Source organism: Gluconobacter sp. P5E10, assembly GCF_018812145.1.
Taxonomy (GTDB): Bacteria; Pseudomonadota; Alphaproteobacteria; order Acetobacterales; family Acetobacteraceae; genus Gluconobacter; species Gluconobacter cerinus.
The window spans coordinates 184812-201292 of sequence record NZ_JACRVZ010000002.1 but is presented as its reverse complement, the minus strand read 5'-3'; the positions used below and the strand labels follow the sequence as shown (position 1 = coordinate 201292).

General features: G+C 57.3%; 19 protein-coding genes. 15 read left to right on the top strand and 4 right to left on the bottom strand.

The window, feature by feature from the left end:
* The first annotated feature begins 76 nt into the window (after positions 1-76).
* Positions 77-1174: an HlyD family secretion protein gene (locus tag KP707_RS04915; protein WP_211502337.1), complete on the top strand. Its 1098-nt coding sequence runs from the start codon at positions 77-79 to the stop codon at positions 1172-1174.
* Positions 1171-2745, top strand: coding sequence for a DHA2 family efflux MFS transporter permease subunit (locus KP707_RS04910; protein ID WP_099211640.1), 1575 nt, complete (start codon positions 1171-1173; stop codon positions 2743-2745). The genes KP707_RS04915 and KP707_RS04910 overlap by 4 nt, the downstream gene beginning before the upstream one ends.
* Here the strand turns inward: KP707_RS04910 and KP707_RS04905 are convergent.
* Positions 2739-3407 (bottom strand): TetR/AcrR family transcriptional regulator, encoded by a 669-nt coding sequence (locus tag KP707_RS04905; RefSeq protein ID WP_211502336.1) that lies wholly within the window; start codon positions 3405-3407, stop codon positions 2739-2741. The genes KP707_RS04910 and KP707_RS04905 overlap by 7 nt on opposite strands.
* Positions 3408-3505: 98 nt before the next feature.
* Here KP707_RS04905 and KP707_RS04900 point away from each other — a divergent pair, with 98 nt between their 5' ends.
* A complete protein-coding gene (locus KP707_RS04900; RefSeq protein ID WP_211495518.1) occupies positions 3506-5083 on the top strand; it encodes an efflux transporter outer membrane subunit in 1578 nt (525 codons plus the stop codon).
* A gap of 27 nt (positions 5084-5110) precedes the next feature.
* On the opposite strand, the gene fbaA is transcribed toward KP707_RS04900, so the two are convergent.
* Complete coding sequence (fbaA, locus tag KP707_RS04895) at positions 5111-6184, bottom strand: class II fructose-bisphosphate aldolase (protein ID WP_211500482.1); 1074 nt, start codon at positions 6182-6184, stop codon at positions 5111-5113.
* Between the two features lie 161 nt (positions 6185-6345).
* Between fbaA and KP707_RS04890 the strand changes: the two genes are divergently transcribed.
* From KP707_RS04890 to KP707_RS04865, 6 genes are all read left to right on the top strand, one after another.
* Positions 6346-7110, top strand: a complete 765-nt coding sequence (locus KP707_RS04890; protein WP_064274614.1) for a response regulator — start codon at positions 6346-6348, stop codon at positions 7108-7110.
* A 20-nt stretch (positions 7111-7130) separates the two neighbouring features.
* Complete coding sequence (locus KP707_RS04885; RefSeq protein ID WP_046900660.1) at positions 7131-8483, top strand: ATP-binding protein; 1353 nt, start codon at positions 7131-7133, stop codon at positions 8481-8483.
* Positions 8484-8579: 96 nt separating this feature from the next.
* Positions 8580-9143 carry a NifU family protein gene (locus tag KP707_RS04880; protein WP_211502518.1) on the top strand — a complete coding sequence of 188 codons (564 nt, stop codon included), beginning with the start codon at positions 8580-8582 and terminating at the stop codon, positions 9141-9143.
* Between the two features lie 3 nt (positions 9144-9146).
* Positions 9147-9785 carry a malonic semialdehyde reductase gene (locus KP707_RS04875; protein WP_211502335.1) on the top strand — a complete coding sequence of 213 codons (639 nt, stop codon included), beginning with the start codon at positions 9147-9149 and terminating at the stop codon, positions 9783-9785.
* Positions 9776-10402, top strand: a complete 627-nt coding sequence (tsaB, locus tag KP707_RS04870) for a tRNA (adenosine(37)-N6)-threonylcarbamoyltransferase complex dimerization subunit type 1 TsaB (RefSeq protein WP_338085308.1) — start codon at positions 9776-9778, stop codon at positions 10400-10402. The genes KP707_RS04875 and tsaB overlap by 10 nt, the downstream gene beginning before the upstream one ends.
* Positions 10399-10845, top strand: coding sequence for a GNAT family N-acetyltransferase (locus KP707_RS04865; protein ID WP_211502333.1), 447 nt, complete (start codon positions 10399-10401; stop codon positions 10843-10845). The genes tsaB and KP707_RS04865 overlap by 4 nt, the downstream gene beginning before the upstream one ends.
* On the opposite strand, the gene KP707_RS04860 is transcribed toward KP707_RS04865, so the two are convergent.
* Positions 10829-11071 (bottom strand): sulfurtransferase TusA family protein, encoded by a 243-nt coding sequence (locus tag KP707_RS04860; RefSeq protein WP_211502332.1) that lies wholly within the window; start codon positions 11069-11071, stop codon positions 10829-10831. The two genes, KP707_RS04865 and KP707_RS04860, sit on opposite strands and share 17 nt — an antisense overlap.
* 87 nt (positions 11072-11158) lie before the next feature.
* Here KP707_RS04860 and KP707_RS04855 point away from each other — a divergent pair, with 87 nt between their 5' ends.
* The 5 genes from KP707_RS04855 to KP707_RS04835 all read left to right on the top strand — a co-directional run bounded on the left by KP707_RS04855 (position 11159) and on the right by KP707_RS04835 (position 15263).
* The gene (locus KP707_RS04855; protein ID WP_046900664.1) at positions 11159-11566 is read left to right on the top strand and encodes a MucR family transcriptional regulator; all 408 of its coding nucleotides are present in this window, start codon (positions 11159-11161) and stop codon (positions 11564-11566) included.
* Positions 11567-11666: 100 nt separating this feature from the next.
* Positions 11667-12200: a Fur family transcriptional regulator gene (locus KP707_RS04850; RefSeq protein WP_052750032.1), complete on the top strand. Its 534-nt coding sequence runs from the start codon at positions 11667-11669 to the stop codon at positions 12198-12200.
* Between the two features lie 74 nt (positions 12201-12274).
* Positions 12275-13105, top strand: a complete 831-nt coding sequence (locus tag KP707_RS04845; protein ID WP_174694812.1) for a GNAT family N-acetyltransferase — start codon at positions 12275-12277, stop codon at positions 13103-13105.
* A gap of 55 nt (positions 13106-13160) precedes the next feature.
* Positions 13161-14687, top strand: coding sequence for an apolipoprotein N-acyltransferase (gene lnt / locus KP707_RS04840; protein WP_249202794.1), 1527 nt, complete (start codon positions 13161-13163; stop codon positions 14685-14687).
* A 57-nt stretch (positions 14688-14744) separates the two neighbouring features.
* Positions 14745-15263 carry a helix-turn-helix domain-containing protein gene (locus tag KP707_RS04835; RefSeq protein WP_086633475.1) on the top strand — a complete coding sequence of 173 codons (519 nt, stop codon included), beginning with the start codon at positions 14745-14747 and terminating at the stop codon, positions 15261-15263.
* An 8-nt stretch (positions 15264-15271) separates the two neighbouring features.
* Here the strand turns inward: KP707_RS04835 and KP707_RS04830 are convergent, their stop codons facing one another.
* Positions 15272-15934: a tyrosine-protein phosphatase gene (locus tag KP707_RS04830; protein ID WP_211502331.1), complete on the bottom strand. Its 663-nt coding sequence runs from the start codon at positions 15932-15934 to the stop codon at positions 15272-15274.
* Positions 15935-16037: 103 nt separating this feature from the next.
* On the opposite strand from KP707_RS04830, the gene KP707_RS04825 reads away from it, so the two are divergent.
* A complete protein-coding gene (locus KP707_RS04825; protein ID WP_211502330.1) occupies positions 16038-16400 on the top strand; it encodes a hypothetical protein in 363 nt (120 codons plus the stop codon).
* Positions 16401-16481: the final 81 nt, after the last annotated feature.

Below are 16481 nucleotides of genomic sequence, written 5' to 3'. Positions count from 1 at the left end.
TCAATCGGCCTTTTCATGAGGCCATTTCATTCAGCCGGTCACTTCGGACAGACCCGTTTAAAGCGAGAGAGACGATATGGCGCAGGGCGACCAAGCGCAGGCCGAACAGCAGTCCGGAGCGTCCGGAAAACCGCAGAAAAAGCGCAATCCCCTTGTACGGGTGCTCTTGATCTGTCTGGTTGTTCTGGTGCTGGTAGGGATTGGTTCATACCTCTTCCTGACCCGCAATAACATCGAGACGGACGACGCCTATACGGCCGGTCGCAAGATCGCCATTGCGCCGCACGTGAACGGGTATGTGACGCAGCTGCTGGTGAACGATAACCAGTATGTGCATCGCGGTGATCTTCTGCTGACCATTGATGACCGCGACTACGCGGCATCCCTGCACAAGGCACAGGCGTCAATCCAGCAGGCACAGGCCAACATGCAGGCCTATCAGCTGATGGTTGAAGTGGCGCACAAGAACTTCCCGGGGCAGCTCGTAACGGCTCAGGGCAGTCTTTCTGCCGCTCAGGCCCAGCTGACGAAGGCTGAAGCAGATTACAAGCGCCAGCGCAGTGTTTCACGTGCCGCAACGTCCCAGCAGGACATTGACTACGCTCGTGCAGCTCTTGAAGAAGCCAAAGCCCGTGTCATGCAGGCGCAGGGTCAGTTGACGCAGGCTGAGCCGGTGAAGGCCAATGTCGCGAATGCGGATGCCCGCGTCTCGCAGGAAGAAGCCAATCTGAAGTCTGCCCAGGCATCCCTGGAACAGGCTGAGCTCAACATGGAATGGACGCAGGTTCGCGCCCCCCATGATGGTTGGGTGTCCCAGCGTAGTGTCGAGCGTGGCAACTTCGTCCAGACCGGCCAGCAGATGTTCACGATCGTCCAGCCAGAAGTCTGGGTTGTGGCCAACTATAAGGAAACACAGCTGACCCACATGCGTCCGGGTCAGAAAGTGGACATCGAAGTTGACGCTTACCCACAGCTTAAGCTGCAGGGCCACGTGGATTCCATTCAGCTTGGCTCGGGTGAATCCTTCAGCACCTTCCCGCCAGAAAATGCGACAGGCAACTTCGTGAAAACGGTGCAGCGTATTCCGGTGAAGATCCTGATCGACAGCGGTCTTGATCCGCAGTTGCCGCTCGCTCTTGGTCTTTCCGTCGTTCCTACGGTCTATGTGAAATGAGCGATACTGCCGGGCATCAGGACTGGAAACCCAGTCATAATCCGTGGGTTGTGGCCATTACGGTCACGCTGGCGGCCTTCATGGAGGTGCTTGACACCACCATCGTCAACGTGGCGCTACCGCATATCGCGGGATCGCTCGGCAGTTCCTATGACGATGCCACCTGGGCGCTGACGTCCTATCTGGTGGCAAACGGTATCGTTCTGACGATTTCCGGCTGGCTTTCACGCCTGTTCGGCCGCAAGCGCTACTTCCTCATCTGTATTGCGATGTTCACCGTCTCGTCCTTCCTGTGCGGTCTGGCGACATCGCTGCCCATGCTGGTGGTCTTCCGACTGATGCAGGGCTTCTTTGGTGGTGGCCTGCAACCCAGTCAGCAGTCCATCATCCTTGATACCTTCCCGCCCGAAAAACGTGGTGCAGCCTTTGGCATGACCGCGATTGCAACCATCGTTGGACCGGTTCTCGGTCCGATGCTGGGTGGCTATCTGACGGACAACTTCTCCTGGCGCTGGATTTTCTTCGTCAACGTTCCCTTTGGTATCCTGACGGTCATGGCCGTAACGGCTTTCGTTGAGGATCCGCCATGGGAGCGGAAGAAGCGTGAGAAGGTGGATGTGATCGGCATCAGTCTCATTACGCTGGGGCTGGGCTGTCTTGAGGTCATGGTCGACCGTGGTGAAGATGATGACTGGTTCGGCTCGAACTTCATCATCACCATGGCTGTTCTGGGCGTGATCGGTGTGCTCGGTGCCATCGTCTGGCTCTGCTATGCCAAGGACCCGCTGGTGAAGCTGACGGTTTTGAAGGACCGCAACTTCGCAACCGGCATGTTCCTGATCTCCATGGTGGGGGCGACCCTCTATTCGTCCGCCATCATCGTTCCGCAGTTTGCACAGCAGGTTCTGGGTTATACGGCAACGACGTCCGGCCTTCTTCTGGCACCAGGTGGTGTGGCCATCATCATTCTCATTCCGTTCGTCGGGCGTCTGATGAAGGTCATCCAGCTGCGGTATCTGATCGCATTTGGCTTTTTCTTCATGGGCATGGCGATGTTCCAGGCTGCCAACCTGTATGCCGGAATCGATTTCAAGCATCTGGTCTTCTACCGAATCACCCAGACTGCTTCGCTCGCATTCCTCTTTGTGCCGATTTCCACGATTGCGTATTCAACGCTGCCACGTGAGCTGAACTCCGACGCATCAGCCCTGTTCAGTATGGCGCGAAACTATGTGGGCTCGATGGCCATTTCCCTGGCCACGGCAGCCATCATTGAAACGCGCCAACGGCACCAGAACTACGTGACCGATAACATGACGCCGGGGCGGCAGGAGTTCACGAACTATATCAATCATGCGCAGACCGTTGGTGAAGCGCATGGCCTGACGCCTGCGGCCGCGCATACGTTTGCGATCCATCGTCTGTTCATGGATTTCACGTCCCAGATCTCGATGCTGGCCTACAACGAGGTGTTTCGCTGGATTGGCGTCATCGCGATGTTCGTCGTCCCGCTCTGCTTCCTGCTGTCACCGAACAGCACGAAGAAGACGAAGCCGGCGGGAGGTCACTGAGGATGCGGGCCGTAGATTTTCATGAAGGAATCGGCCGTAATGTTGGCCAGTCGGCTGATGGCTTCCGGGCTGTCATCGACGGGCAGCATGAGTCGGCGGCGATGCACGATACGCGCCTGACACAGGATCATAAGCTGTTCGGCAGCGAAATCCGGGTCTTCGATCTGGAGCTCGCCCGCATCCCTGCGGCGACGCAGCCAGTCGGAGAGGTTGTTCAGGGTGCGCCCAAAACCGTAGCGCCAGAAGGCGTCAGCAAGGTTTGGGAATTTTCCCGCTTCGCCGACGATGATGCGATACAGGTCCATGGACGTCGAGTGGAGCATCATTTTGATGGCAGTTTCCGTCAGGCGGCGCAGACTCGTATGAACGTCCGGCCCATCCTCTCGGGAAATGGCCTCAATAGCCGCCAGTTTGGTTTTGCTGCGTTCTTCGAAGAACGCGGAGAAGAGCGACGCCTTACCATCGAAATGATTGTAAAGCGTGCCCTTCGAAACACCGGCCTCCCGCGCAATCTGCGACATGGACGCGCCTTCATAACCGCTTGCGAGAAAGACCTTTTCCGCTCCCTGCAGAATCTGCTCGCGCTTGGCGCGCATCTGGCACAGAGATGCGCTGGCCTCGTCAGGCATACTCTCGGGGCGGTCAGTCGGCGTGCTGGTCATGAGTGGGCAAGGTCCTTTTCCGGAAAAAATACCATCTCCAACATGCTGACCGAACTGGTCGGTCACCGCAAGATCATTTCCGTTTCAGGAGTTTCTTTGTGAGCGCAGCCTTTCTATCCCGCGCGCTGCTGTCTGGCTGCGCCCTTGTTGCTCTTTCCGGCTGCCTGCGGGTCGGACCGGAATATCATGAGCCTCATCCCTGGTCTCCGGCGCACTATGCCGATCACATGGCAGGAGCCCCTGACAGTGTGACGAGCGAAGCTGAAGCTGCCAGCAAATGGTGGACAGTCTTCAATGATCCGGAGCTGGTTTCTCTGGAAGACCGTCTGGTTCAGCAGAACCTGTCCTTCCGTCTTGCAACGGCCAATCTGGCACAGAGCCGTGCGCAGCTCATGATGGCAGGGGCCGAGCGCTTTCCTGGATTGAGTGCTTCTGGCTCCTACACACGGAGTCAGTTCAGCACGAAGCAGATGCAGGAAATCATCAATCGTGTGGGCGGCAATATTGCCAAGTCCGACAACGGGCTTTTGGGAGATCAGGGCAGTAGCATTCTCAGTGGTGCAGCCAGTGGGGCCACGATCCCTCTGCTGAACCAGTGGAAGACATCCATTGATGCTAGCTACGAAATCGATCTCTGGGGCCGCGTGGCCCACCAGTACGATGCTGCCAAAGCAGACCTTCAGGCAACGGACGAAGAGCGCCGCTCGGTCCTGATCGCCCAGCAGGCCGATATGGCGCGTGGATACATGACGCTCCGCGGGGACCAGAAGCGCCTGAAGGTCCTTCAGGACAATCTCGGAACGCTGAAGCAGATCGTGGATATTTCCCAGAGCCGCTATCGCAGCGGTCTGGTCACGGAAGTGGATGTCGATTCCGCGCAGGCCCGCCAACATGACACCGAAGCGCAGGCTGCTCAGCTTCAGCAGGGTGTGGCGCAGGAAGAAAATGCACTCGCGCTGTTGCTGGGTGCGCCTCCGGGTAGCCTGAATGCCGAACTGAACAAAGATGCAGGCATCCCTGTGGTGCCGCCGGTCGTTCCTGTCGGGTTGCCATCTGAACTGGCGCATCGCCGTCCGGATATCCGGGAAGCTGAAGCCAAGCTGCGTGCCTCTGTGGCAGAAGTGGGTGAAGCCACGGCCGATTTCTATCCGAAGATTACCATCAATGCAGACTTCGGATTCCAGACTCTGTCATTCCGTGATCTTGGATTCTGGAATGCGCGTGCGTGGAACGTTGGCCCGTCCATTTCCTTGCCGATTTTTCAGGGAGGACGTTTGCGCGGCCAGCTTGAGCTGAAGAAATATGCCCAGAAAGCTGCGGCAATTTCCTATCAGCAGACAGTCATTCAGGCGTGGCATGATGTCGATAATGCGCTGATCGCTTACCGGGATGAGCAGCTCCGTCATCAGGGGCTTGAGCGGGCTGTGAACGACAACCGCAAGGCGCTCCAGTTGGCCCAGAGCCAGTATCGCAGTGGCCTGACGAACTACCTGAACGTGCTGAACGCGCAGGGTCAGCTGCAATCCGCTGAAATGAGTCTTGCTGACAGTGATGCGACTGTCGCGACCAATCTGGCGCGTCTCTACAATGCGCTTGGCGGAGGCTGGGAAGAGGTTGTCCCTGCAGCGCAGGACGTGACCAAGACGAAGCTTGCCTCGGCAACGCCGGGTCCCTGAGACCCGGCGCCATCGCTCGGAGCTGTTTCAGCTCCGAGCGATGGACTGACCTTTGGAGCCGAGGATTTCAAAGGCCTCGCTCATCCGCTCCGCGATAGACTTCTCACCCGCACGCAGCCATTTGCGGGGGTCGTAGAAGGACTTCATGGGTTTGTCCGTGGCGGGATCAATCTGGTGCTGGAAAGCGACCGGGTGCGTGCTCACATAGGAGCCGACGCCATGAGCAAATGCGAACTGGATGTCCGTATCCAGGTTCATCTTGAAGGTCCCGTAGGACACGGCATCCCGGATTTCTTCCAGGCTTGACCCTGATCCACCGTGGAAGACCAGCGGGAGGGGCTTCGGCCCGCTTCCTGTAGCTTTCTGTACGGCATCCTGAGAATTTTTCAGGATTTCTGGTCGAAGTTTGACGTTACCTGGCTTGTAGACGCCATGAACGTTGCCGAAAGACGCGGCGATGGAGACCATGCCAATAGGCGAGAGCAGTTCCCAGGCTCTCAGCACGTCTTCCGGCTGGGTATAGAGATGCGCATTGTCCGCACCTTCTTCCAGATCATGGCCGACGCCATCTTCTTCACCGCCCGTAACGCCAAGCTCGATTTCCAGACCCATGCCCAGCGGGGCGAGGCGCGTCAGAAGTTTCTCGGAAAGGGCCAGGTTGTCATCCAGTGTTTCGGCCGAGAGGTCGAGCATGTGGGATGAAAAAAGTGGGCGGCCTGTATTTTTGAACTCTGCTTCACTTAGGGAAATCAGGTCTTCCAGCCAGGGAATCAGCTTTCGATCAGCATGATCCGTGTGAAGGATGACGGCGATTCCATACTCTTTGGCCAGCAGATGGACATGATGAGCCATCGATGCTGCGCCAAGAACGCGGGCGCGATGGGCATCCGGAAGACCCTCGCCTGCGAAGAAGCGCGCGCCACCGTTTGAAACCTGGATGATCACGTCCGAGCCGTTGGCTGCGGCCGCTTCCAGAACGGCGTTGACGCTGTTGGTGCCAACGACATTGATGGCTGGAAGGGCGTATCCGCCGTCCCTGCACGCCTGAAGAAGAGTTTGGTAGTCGGCGCCCGTTACGACGCCGGGAGAAACGCTTGTCATGGGAGACTCCGGTCGAGTGCAGGAACCGAGATAGGCTGTTCCTGCGTTTCGTGTATTGTAAGCCAGAAAATGTTTTCCGTCATGAGCGCTAAAGATAAGGGAACAGTTTCAGCCCAGATTTGTTGCTTGTGGTATCTGCCCTGCTGCGATTATGGAAAAGTATGGTGCCAAATCTTTCCGATCCCGATCTTCCCGCCCGTATCCTTGTTGTCGAAGATGACGCAGGAATGCGGACCCTCATTCTGCGCGCATTACAGGGCGGCGGTTTCCGCGCCCGTGGTGTGGCAAGTGGAGATGAGATGTGGGCCGCTCTTGAAGTGGCTCCGGTTGATCTCATCATCCTTGACATCATGTTGCCAGGCACGAATGGCATTGAGCTGTGCCGTGCCCTGCGCAATGGCCAGGGGGCCAGTCATGTTGACGAAACGCCCCCCTCGCAGGTTCCCATCATCATGGTTTCTGCCCGTGGTGAAGAACGCGACCGTGTGACCGGCCTCGAATCCGGTGCGGACGACTATGTGCCGAAGCCTTTCGGGCAGCGCGAGCTTCTGGCCCGCGTTCGGGCAGTGCTCCGTCGTGGCAGCCCAAGTGCGGCACCAGAGAAGGTGCGGCGTGAAAGACTGCAATTCGCAGGCTGGATGCTGGACCTGCGCCGTCGTGAACTGACAGACCCGAGTGGGGCAACTGTCGATATTTCAGGCGCAGAACACGACCTTCTGACCAGCTTCCTCGATAACCCGCAGCGCGTTATTGCACGTGATCGTCTGCTGGAACTGTCACGGACCCGTTTGGGCGATGTGTCTGACCGCAGCATCGATGTTCTGGTCAGCCGCCTGCGTCGCAAGCTTGGTTCCGATGCGGACCAGCTGATTCGTACAGTCCGTGGGCTGGGATATATTTTCGTGGCCGAGGTTGAACGGGTCTGAATATTCAGAATCGGATCCTGTTGTGGCCGCTGGGGCTGGTCGGTCGCGTTTGCGTCGTCCTGACCGTAGCGGTCACGCTGGTCTTTCTGGCCAACGCCGTTTTTTATGGTGAGGCTGAAACCTACATTGTGGATGATGTGCGCATTGCGCAGCTTGGAGAGGCCCTCAGTACAGATCTGAGGGTTCTCGCTGCTGCGCCTGTGACGCAGCGCTCCTTCCTGGCAGTCATGCTGTCAGGCAGTGAACTGAGTGTTGCCTGGCAGCCCTCAACGGCCCTGCCGCATCTGCCGGGATATCGCCCTACTGTTCTTAGGGATCTCACGGCACGCTTGATCAAGGATGATCCCATCCTCGCGCAGGCCCAACTCGATCTTTACACACTGGGAACAGGCACACCGGATGTGCTCGGGTCCGAGCGCCTTCCTGATGGCACATACATTCATTTCCGTGTTCCCGGTCTTCTGGGGCACCACCATTTTACGCGCGGACTAGCCTCCGCGGCGATTGCGGCAGGTGCGGTTGCGATCGCCGCAACCATGCTGATTCGCGGACTGAGCATGCCCCTGCGGGCTCTGGCTTCTGTGGCGGACAAGATCGGCTCGAACGAAACGTGGGTTCCGCTTGCAGAGCGTGGCCCGCGTGAGGTTCGCGGGGTTGCGCGGGCCATCAATGCCATGCAGCGCCGTATCCAGAGCCTGATCAACGACCGAACGCAGGCTCTGGCTGCCGTTTCACACGATCTCCGCACGCCTCTGACGCGTTTGAGACTCCGGTGCGGATTTCTCAATGATGGGGAAGCGCAGGCCGCCATCGAGTCGGACCTCGATGAGATGGAAGGGATGGTCAACGGTATTCTTGCCTATCTTGCAGGCGCAGATGATCCGGAAAAACCTCGCACCATCAATATTGTCGCCACCCTTGCGACTCTGGTTGATGACCATGCGGATCACGGCAAGGACGCTCGTTATGAGGGACCGGACCGTGCCCTGGTTCACGTCCGCCCTCTGGCCATCAAACGCGTTCTGTCCAACCTGATTGAAAATGCCCTGAACTACGGGGGAAATGCCCTCGCAACGCTGAGGGTTCAGGAAGACGGCGCCATAGAAATTTCCATTCAGGACAACGGCCCCGGCATTCCTGAGAGCGAATACGAGCGGGTTCTGGCGCCATTCTATCGGCTCGAAGGATCTCGCTCTCGGCAGACAGGTGGGATTGGTCTCGGCCTGGCTATTGTAACCCGCGAGATTGCCCGGGAAGGGGGCTATCTCAAGCTTGGGCGGGGAGACGCTGAAAAGGGCTATGGAGGTCTGTGTGCGACGATTGTGTTGCCGCCAGCGCGCAAGCCTTCGATTGGTGCCCGTCCTCAGAGCTGACGGGCAAGAAGTGGGACTACGTTGGTCCAGACCCTTGCGCCAGCGGCTGAAGTGGCACATGTCAGGTGCGGACTGGCCATTGAGGACATGATGACGATGTTCATTGAAACCGAAGATACTCCGAATCCCGCCACGCTGAAGTTCCTTCCGGGTCGACCGGTCACGAATGACACGCGCACGGTTGATTTTGGCGAAGCTTCTGCTGCCGAAGGCCGCTCCGAGCTTGCTGAAGCCCTCTTTGCCCTGCCAGATGTCAAGCGCGTCTTCCTGGGAAGTGACTTCGTGTCCATCACCAAGGCGCAGGACGTCAGCTGGGGCGATCTCAAGCCTGTGGTCCTCAGCGCTCTGACGATGTTTTTCGAAAGCGGAAAGCCTGTTCTGGCCGGTGATGACGAAGCGCTGAAATACGACGTCGCGCCGGAAGATGCAGATGTCGTGACGCGTATCCGCGATCTGCTGGACACACGTGTTCGTCCCGCTGTTGCCGGAGATGGCGGTGACATCGCTTTCCGTGGTTATCGGGACGGGATTGTGTACCTCACAATGCAGGGCGCCTGTTCCGGTTGCCCGTCTTCCCGCGCGACGCTGAAGCATGGTGTTGAAAACATGCTCCGTCATTATGTGCCGGAAGTGCAGTCCGTCGAGCAGGTCGAGGACTGATCCATGGATGGCCAGACGTCTCTTCCCGTGACTGACGATCTGGCTTCCGGTCCCGTGCCGGGAGCCGAAGTGCTTTTCACGCAGGCCCGAACACCGCGTGCGTTTTCACCGCGTCCGGTCGGGGAAGATGTTTTGCGTCACCTTTACGATCTGGTGAAGCTTGGCCCCACGTCGGGCAACTGCTCTCCGGGACGCTTTGTGTTTCTGACGACGCAGGACGCTAAAGAACGCCTGCGCCCGGTCCTTTCACCGGGAAATGTCGCTCGGGCCATGGCGGCACCGGTTCTGGCTGTCGTCTGCCATGATCCCCTGTTTTTCGAGGCTTTGCCGCGTCTTGGCGCAGATGAAGGCCTGCGGGACTGGTTTGCGGCGGATGTCGGGCTTTCGGAAGAGACGGCTTTCCGGAACGGTACGCTGGAAGGCGGTTATCTTATTCTGGCGGCACGGATGCTCGGACTGGCCGCCATGCCGATGTCCGGGTTCGATGCGTTCATGGTGGAAGACGCGCTGCTGACAGCCTCGGGCTGGCGGGCGAATTTTCTGGTGGGACTTGGTTACCCTGCTGAAAACGAGCCTCATCCGGACCATGCAGAACCCCGTGCGCCACGTCTCGACTTCGGCGAGGCGTGTCTGTGTCTGTGAGGACCGTTGTTTTTAACGGCGCAGGTGCCGCAACGGGATCGACCAATCTTGTAGCGCTCGTCGAAGACGGTCGTATCGTTGCTGAACAGCATTTGGCGGGGAGGGGGGCTTCCGAGCACTTTGCTCCTGCGCTACGGACTGTTCTCGAAGCTGGTGGTTGGTCTGGTACGCCTGACAGGGTTGTCGCTGTAATCGGTCCGGGGTCTTTCACCGGTTTAAGAGCATCACTCTCTCTTGCCGCAGGTCTGGCCGCAGGATGGGGGTGCCCGACGATTGGTGTTACTCTGGGCGCTGCCATTCGGGCTACGCTCAGTCAGCCTGATGTAACCTGCATCAGTGTTGCCAGACGCGATCGATATTTTGTGGACCCACCGGCGGGCGAGGTTTTCGCAGTTTCTGCTGACGATCTCGACGCGTCTACATTTGAGGTTATTGCCGGCGACGCAGTGTCTGAGCGTGAGACGTGGCCTTGTCGTGTTGTGGCCTGTGTCGCTCCGGATGCTCTCGGTATTGTCCGTGCCGCTGAGACCCAGTCTTCGGCGCCATTGATGCCTCTGTATGTCGACCCCCCCGAAGCCAAACCGCCCGCTGCCGGACTTCGCCCTCTCCCTCAATGACGCCGTCTCTTCCGGATTTAATATTTCAAGTCACGGGCGTGGAAAGCGCTCCGTTACTGGCGGCGCTTCATGAAGACGCGTTTGCGGGAGGAGAAGTGTGGGATGCGGACTCCTTCACATCTCTTCTCGGTCTTCCCGGCACAGAAGCTCTGGTTGTTCTTAAAGCAAATGAGCCTGCGGGCTTTATCCTGACCAGAACCGTCATGGATGAAACAGAGGTCCTGACATTGGCTGTTCGACCGTCATTCCGGCGTCTTGGTCTGGGAAAATCTCTGGTTGAGCAAATACTTCCAAAAGGAAAAATATTTCTGGAAGTATCAATAAGTAACAATGCAGCAAAAAAACTTTATGATCGGTGCGGTTTTATAAAGGCCGGCCATCGACGTCGCTATTATCGTGATGGAAGCGATGCTCTGGTTCTGGTCTCTACGCCTTCAGAATGAGTAGGCAGTAAAGATCAGTCTCTTCCTGGTGTGGTAAATTTTCTATTATTTTATGCCCAAGTGCTAGTACCGATGCGGTTACATTTTTTCTGGGTTCATCGCCTTTAACGATCACTTTTATTTTTTGACCAGAAGTCATGATGTCGAGGCGCGCGCGGACATATACAGTCGTCATCGGACAAATCTTGCTGCTTACATCAAGAAGAAATGTTTCATATTTTGTCATATTCTGGTTTTTCCTTGTTTTTGCTTGATGGTAATGAGCTTCTACTGATAGAGAATTCGTCGTTTCCGGATGAAGGACTATTACACTATGCCGCATGAGACTGCAGACCTCGATCTGCGCCATCTGACCGCCCAGATCGTTACCGCCTACGTATCCAGCCATGACATCGGAGCCGACGCGCTGCCGGGTCTTATTCGTGCGGTACATGATTCGCTCGCAACGGTTGATGTGCAGGAAGAGGTTCCCGCTGAGAAGCCGGTGCCAGCAGTTCCGCCCCGCAAATCAGTATTTCCTGACTACATCATCTGTCTTGAAGACGGGAAGAAGCTGAAGCTGCTTCGTCGTCACCTCAAGACAGCCTACAACATGACGCCGCAGGAATACCGCGAGCGTTGGGGTCTGCCGCCGGAATACCCGATGGTTGCTCCGAACTACGCAAGCCATCGTTCCTCCCTGGCACGCAAGATCGGCCTCGGCCGTCGTCGCGAAGACTGAGGATGTTTCCCGGCTTCCTGATCTTCATCCGCAGGAAGCCGGTTCTTTTATTTGCATCTCTGATTGGACAAATGGTCCGGTTTTCGGCTAGGCCGCTGATATGGTCGTAGATATGAAAATCGCGGACAGACGCGCTCGCACGCAAGGTCGGAAGCCAGAAGGTTCCGTCGTTGTCGATGATTCTCCCATTGCACGCCTCTGCGTGGAAAATGGTTTGAAGATGACAGGACAGCGTCGGGTCATTGCCCATGTTCTGTCTGAAGCCAGCGACCATCCGGACGTAGAAGAGCTTTATCGGCGCGCATCCGCCATAGACAGCCGTATTTCCGTTGCCACGGTTTATCGGACCGTGCGTCTTCTGGAAGAAAAAGGGATTCTCGAACGCCGTGATTTCGGTGGCGGACGTGCCCGGTATGAGGCAAGCGACAGTGGCCATCACTATCATCTGATTGATGTGGACAGTGGTCGTGTCATCGAATTTGAAGATGACGAACCTGTCCGTCTGCTTACGCAGATTGCAAAACGTCTCGGATTCGATCTCGTCTCACACCGCATAGAACTCTTCGGTCATCGTCTTGAAAAAGAAACTCCGAAGCAGACTGTTGCCAAGAACAGGAACAAGAGCGGATCATGAGCACCAATCCGGCCGAGGAAAAAACCTCACCGACAGCCCATTCGCTCATCAGTAGTGAAGAAACACTCAAACAGATGGAGACCCTCTCCACGCTGGCTCTGAACCGCGACGGTGGTTTCCAGGAGCTTCGGGGCGGTTCTCTGGGTGTTCGCATCGCTGTTACCGAAGCTGAGCGTGATGCTGCTCAGGCCCTGCGGTATCGTGTATTTTTTGAAGAACTTGGCGCACACCCGGACGAACGCGCATTCCGTACAAAGCGGGATGTGGACGAGTTTGATGAGGTTGCCGACCATCTACTCGTCATCGACCACAGCATTTCTTCTGGTGCAGAAGGCGTTGTCGGAACCTATCGCCTTCTACGTTCCGATGCTGCCGAGAAGATTGGCCGTTTTTACACGGCTTCCGAATACGATATTTCGACCCTGACGGAATTTCCGGGGCGTTTGCTTGAGGTTGGCCGGTCCTGTGTGGCTCGCGAACATCGTGGACGTTCTGCAATGCAGCTCCTCTGGCGTGGTATTGCATCCTACATCTTCCTTCACCGGATCGACGTGCTGTTCGGTTGCGGAAGCCTTCCGGGCACAGATCCTGATGCGCTCTCCGATCAACTGACCTATCTGCATCATAATCATCTGGCTCCTCCGGCTCTCAGAATTCGGGCGCTCCCAGATCGTTATGTGGAAATGCTGCGTACGGACCCGCATACGCTTGATTACCGGGCCTGCCTGAACAAGCTGCCGCCTCTCATCAAAGGATATCTCCGCCTTGGGGGATATGTTGGAGACGGCGCTGTCGTGGACGAGCAGTTCAACACGACGGACGTAGCCGTTCTGGTAAAGAGTGAACTTCTGGCGGACAAATATTATCGCCATTACGAGCGCCGCCTTCGGGACGCTCTGGACTGATTTCCGGCTCGGGCCTCTGTGGCCCGGTCGTTTTTTCTAACGGATAATCATCTTCATGATTTCGACGCTCCCTGTGCGTGGCTGGCGACTTGCCGGCCTGATGGTGCTGGCAGGGGCGTTTTCTGCCCTGTCTCTTCCGCCTGTCTGTGCGCTTTTTGTGCTCCCTCTCGGGCTGCTGGTCCTCTATCGCGCCTCTGAGGATGCGGCATCCTGGAAGCAGGCTGCTCTTTGCGGCTTCCTGTTCGGAATGGGATTCCACACGGCAGGCCTGTATTGGCTGACCAATGCCATTCTGACGCGCATCCATCAGTTCTGGTGGGTCATCCCGTTCGCGGCTCCGGGTGTTGCGCTCATTATTGCCCCGCTGATGGCTGTTCCGGCGGTTCTCTGTCGTGTTGTGCCAGCGGGATGGCGCCGTATTCTGATGTTCGCCGGAAGCTGGACTGTCGTTGATATGGCGCGCGTCCTGATTTTTTCAGGCTTCCCCTGGAATCCACTGGGCAGTGATCTGGAATTACCGGGTTCGATCGGCAATGCGCTGATCCAGCCCGCGTCCATTCTGGGTGTCGACGGTCTGACCCTTGCACTGGTCCTGGCATCTCTGGCGCTTTTCCGTGGGCGTGTTGCTGTTTTAAGCGTGCTCGTGTGCAGCGTGCTGTGGCTCGGTGGCGGCTATTGGCGGCTTACCACCGTAACTCCACTGCCGATCAGCAATCCGCGTGCGGTTCTGGTTCAGGGGAATGTCTCGGAAAATGAAATCATCAACCGCCGGCAAAGCGTCGAAAATTTTCGACGCTATCTCCGCCTGACGGCTCAGGGCACGCAGAAGGCCAGATTGATGGGAGATGACCGGCCTGTGGTTGTCATCTGGCCAGAATCCGGCTTTCCGGGGCTGCTCGACGAGGATGAACTGGCCCGACAAGTGATCGCCCATGCAGCCGGCGGTGCTTCGGCAATGATTGGGTCAGATCGTGAAGAAAATGGCCACTGGTACAACAGCCTCGAACTGGTGGATCAGGATGGCAAGATCACATCCATCTATGACAAGAGCCGCCTGGTGCCATTCGGGGAATACCAGCCCTGGATTATTCCCTTCAACGTGCTTCCAGGAGTTTTGACTCCCGGCCCAGGGCTCAAGACATGGGATCTGCCTGATATTGGCCGTGTTGGCCCAATGGTTTGCTACGAGATCATTTTCTCGGGCTCTGTCGTTGCGCGGCATGATCGGCCTGACTGGCTGGTCACAATTTCCAATGATGCCTGGTTCGGCAACAGTGCTGGCCCACGCCAGCATCTTGCCACGGGCCGTCTGCGGGCAGTGGAAGAAGGTCTTCCGGTTGTCTTCGCGAACAACACGGGCATTTCAGCGATTTATGATGCTGTTGGCCGTGAAACGGTTCGTCTGGGCTGGGGACGGGCAGATGTCATTGTGAGTGATATTCCGTCACCCCTCTCACCAACGATATTCTCCCGGTATGGACGCGCCATTCCCCTATCTCTGTCGATACTGTGCGTCTTGCTCTCGTTCTGGCCAACGGTTCGCCGCAAGAGAGAGCGGGTTGTAATGCGTCAAAAAGGTTAATATTGACAATCTAGGGTTGTTTTATTTACCTTCTCTTGGTCTCAGAGGAGGATCATCATGTCTACGGGTCACGTTAAGGCCGAGCCAAAAAGTGCTTCGGCTGCTGGCCCGGTCGATGTGCATGTCGGAAACCGCATTCGGCTGCGACGCACGCTGATGGGGCTTTCACAGGAAAAGCTTGGAGAGGCGCTGGGGCTGACGTTCCAGCAGATCCAGAAATATGAACGCGGCGCTAATCGTGTAGGGGCGAGCCGTCTTTACGATCTGGCGCGTGTTCTGGATGTGCCGATCGGTTTTTTCTTTGATGATATGCAGGATGTGGCCCCCAAAACGGCGCCTGCTCCCATTCAGCCTTCGGTCACGACGGGCTTTGCGGAAACGCAGGCCACTTTCGGCGGTCCGCCCCGTAAAGCGGTTCAACCGCCTCGGCTGTTTGATCTGCCAGCCGATGAGGCGGCGCTGTTCAGCCGTCGTGAAACGGTTGACCTGGTGCGATCCTATTATCGCATTCCAGATCCCTCCGTACGCAAGCGAATGCTGGACCTTATCCGCAGCCTCGGCCCGGCAGAAGAATAAGCCAGAGCCTATTCGCGGCGCAGGACGCTATCGTTCAGGAAGGACGAAATCTTGCCCGCTTTGAAATCGGCCCGCAAACGGTCTTCATCGTATTCGGTCTGAAGCCAGTCCATGAAGGAAAGACGTCCTTCGGCTTCAGCGCGGTAACGCAGGAAAAATGCATCCAGGATGCCCGTGCGGGACCGGTTGAAATGTCCGAAGCGCCAGTGCAACTGCCTGAGCGCATCTGTTGCTGTTCCCCCCTCGAACATCACGACCAGCCCCGAAGCCAGTCCTGCGCGGTCAGCGCCTGACTTGCAGTGCATCAGCATTGGAAACTGAAGAGTCTGATACATGGCATGAAAGCGTAGGATGCGATCCTTGTGGGGGGCGCCCCGGCTCTCAAATGCCATATCCAGATGCGTCAGACCCAGCTTTTCACTCGTTCCGCGGGACAGGGCATCCGACCCGCATTTGCGATGCCCGCGCAGGTTTACGAGCGTCTTGAGGTGAAGCTTCTTCGTCAGTCTGCGCAGACGTGACGGTGTTGGGTGGTTGCAGCGCCATACCTTGCCAGGAACGACTTCCGAAAGATTTGTCCAGCCGAGGCGGAAGATGGAGTGGTCCACAAAGAGACTGTCCCACCAGGCCCGTCGCAGTGTGGCGGCAGAAGTAATCCGGCCTTCAAACATCAAAAAACGTCCTCGACTGTGGGGCATGAAGCAGCTTCAGGCAGCGCTGTGTCCCATTTGAGATGGGGATGCGTCAACCGCAAGGAAATGGTAATGTCAGCTTATGCGGTGGTTTTCTCTTTCCCTGATGGTGTCCTGCCTGTCCCTGACGGGATGTGGTGTTGGTTCAATGTTTGACGGACCGGCTGCGGATATGACCGCGCTGCCCCCGCCGGGAGCCGCTCCGGATAGAGCTACTCATCGCCGGCCTCATGCCAGTGGCATGTCTTATGCGGACGATGCGCCCGTCATGCCGATGCCGCCTGGGGGAATGAGCGAGGAAAACCGTCCCCGGGAAAGCAGTGCTCCGTCCTCGGAAGGAATGACCTTTGGGACGAGTGGTGTAGGTGGCAATACAGCCGACATCACCCCGCGCCCTGCCGTGCCGGATACCGAAGTGTCATACGGGAAGAATAGCGGAAATTAAGGACAGCGAGGCCGTCTGACGGTCCGGTCTTCATGATTGCGTAACTATTGGCGTGGTAGGGCGAAAGCGTCCTCACCAGTG

Excerpts from the sequence above, each read along its gene's own strand:
- KP707_RS04915 (WP_211502337.1), top strand. The coding sequence starts at position 77 with ATGGCGCAGGGCGACCAAGCGCAGGCCGAACAGCAGTCCGGAGCGTCC.
- KP707_RS04910 (WP_099211640.1), top strand. The coding sequence starts at position 1,171 with ATGAGCGATACTGCCGGGCATCAGGACTGGAAACCCAGTCATAATCCG.
- KP707_RS04905 (WP_211502336.1), bottom strand. The coding sequence starts at position 3,407 with ATGACCAGCACGCCGACTGACCGCCCCGAGAGTATGCCTGACGAGGCC.
- fbaA (WP_211500482.1), bottom strand. The coding sequence starts at position 6,184 with ATGACAAGCGTTTCTCCCGGCGTCGTAACGGGCGCCGACTACCAAACT.
- KP707_RS04890 (WP_064274614.1), top strand. The coding sequence starts at position 6,346 with ATGGTGCCAAATCTTTCCGATCCCGATCTTCCCGCCCGTATCCTTGTT.
- KP707_RS04880 (WP_211502518.1), top strand. The coding sequence starts at position 8,580 with ATGTTCATTGAAACCGAAGATACTCCGAATCCCGCCACGCTGAAGTTC.
- KP707_RS04875 (WP_211502335.1), top strand. The coding sequence starts at position 9,147 with ATGGATGGCCAGACGTCTCTTCCCGTGACTGACGATCTGGCTTCCGGT.
- KP707_RS04865 (WP_211502333.1), top strand. The coding sequence starts at position 10,399 with ATGACGCCGTCTCTTCCGGATTTAATATTTCAAGTCACGGGCGTGGAA.
- KP707_RS04860 (WP_211502332.1), bottom strand. The coding sequence starts at position 11,071 with ATGACAAAATATGAAACATTTCTTCTTGATGTAAGCAGCAAGATTTGT.
- KP707_RS04855 (WP_046900664.1), top strand. The coding sequence starts at position 11,159 with ATGCCGCATGAGACTGCAGACCTCGATCTGCGCCATCTGACCGCCCAG.
- KP707_RS04850 (WP_052750032.1), top strand. The coding sequence starts at position 11,667 with ATGGTCGTAGATATGAAAATCGCGGACAGACGCGCTCGCACGCAAGGT.
- KP707_RS04845 (WP_174694812.1), top strand. The coding sequence starts at position 12,275 with ATGGAGACCCTCTCCACGCTGGCTCTGAACCGCGACGGTGGTTTCCAG.
- lnt (WP_249202794.1), top strand. The coding sequence starts at position 13,161 with ATGATTTCGACGCTCCCTGTGCGTGGCTGGCGACTTGCCGGCCTGATG.
- KP707_RS04835 (WP_086633475.1), top strand. The coding sequence starts at position 14,745 with ATGTCTACGGGTCACGTTAAGGCCGAGCCAAAAAGTGCTTCGGCTGCT.
- KP707_RS04830 (WP_211502331.1), bottom strand. The coding sequence starts at position 15,934 with ATGTTTGAAGGCCGGATTACTTCTGCCGCCACACTGCGACGGGCCTGG.
- KP707_RS04825 (WP_211502330.1), top strand. The coding sequence starts at position 16,038 with ATGCGGTGGTTTTCTCTTTCCCTGATGGTGTCCTGCCTGTCCCTGACG.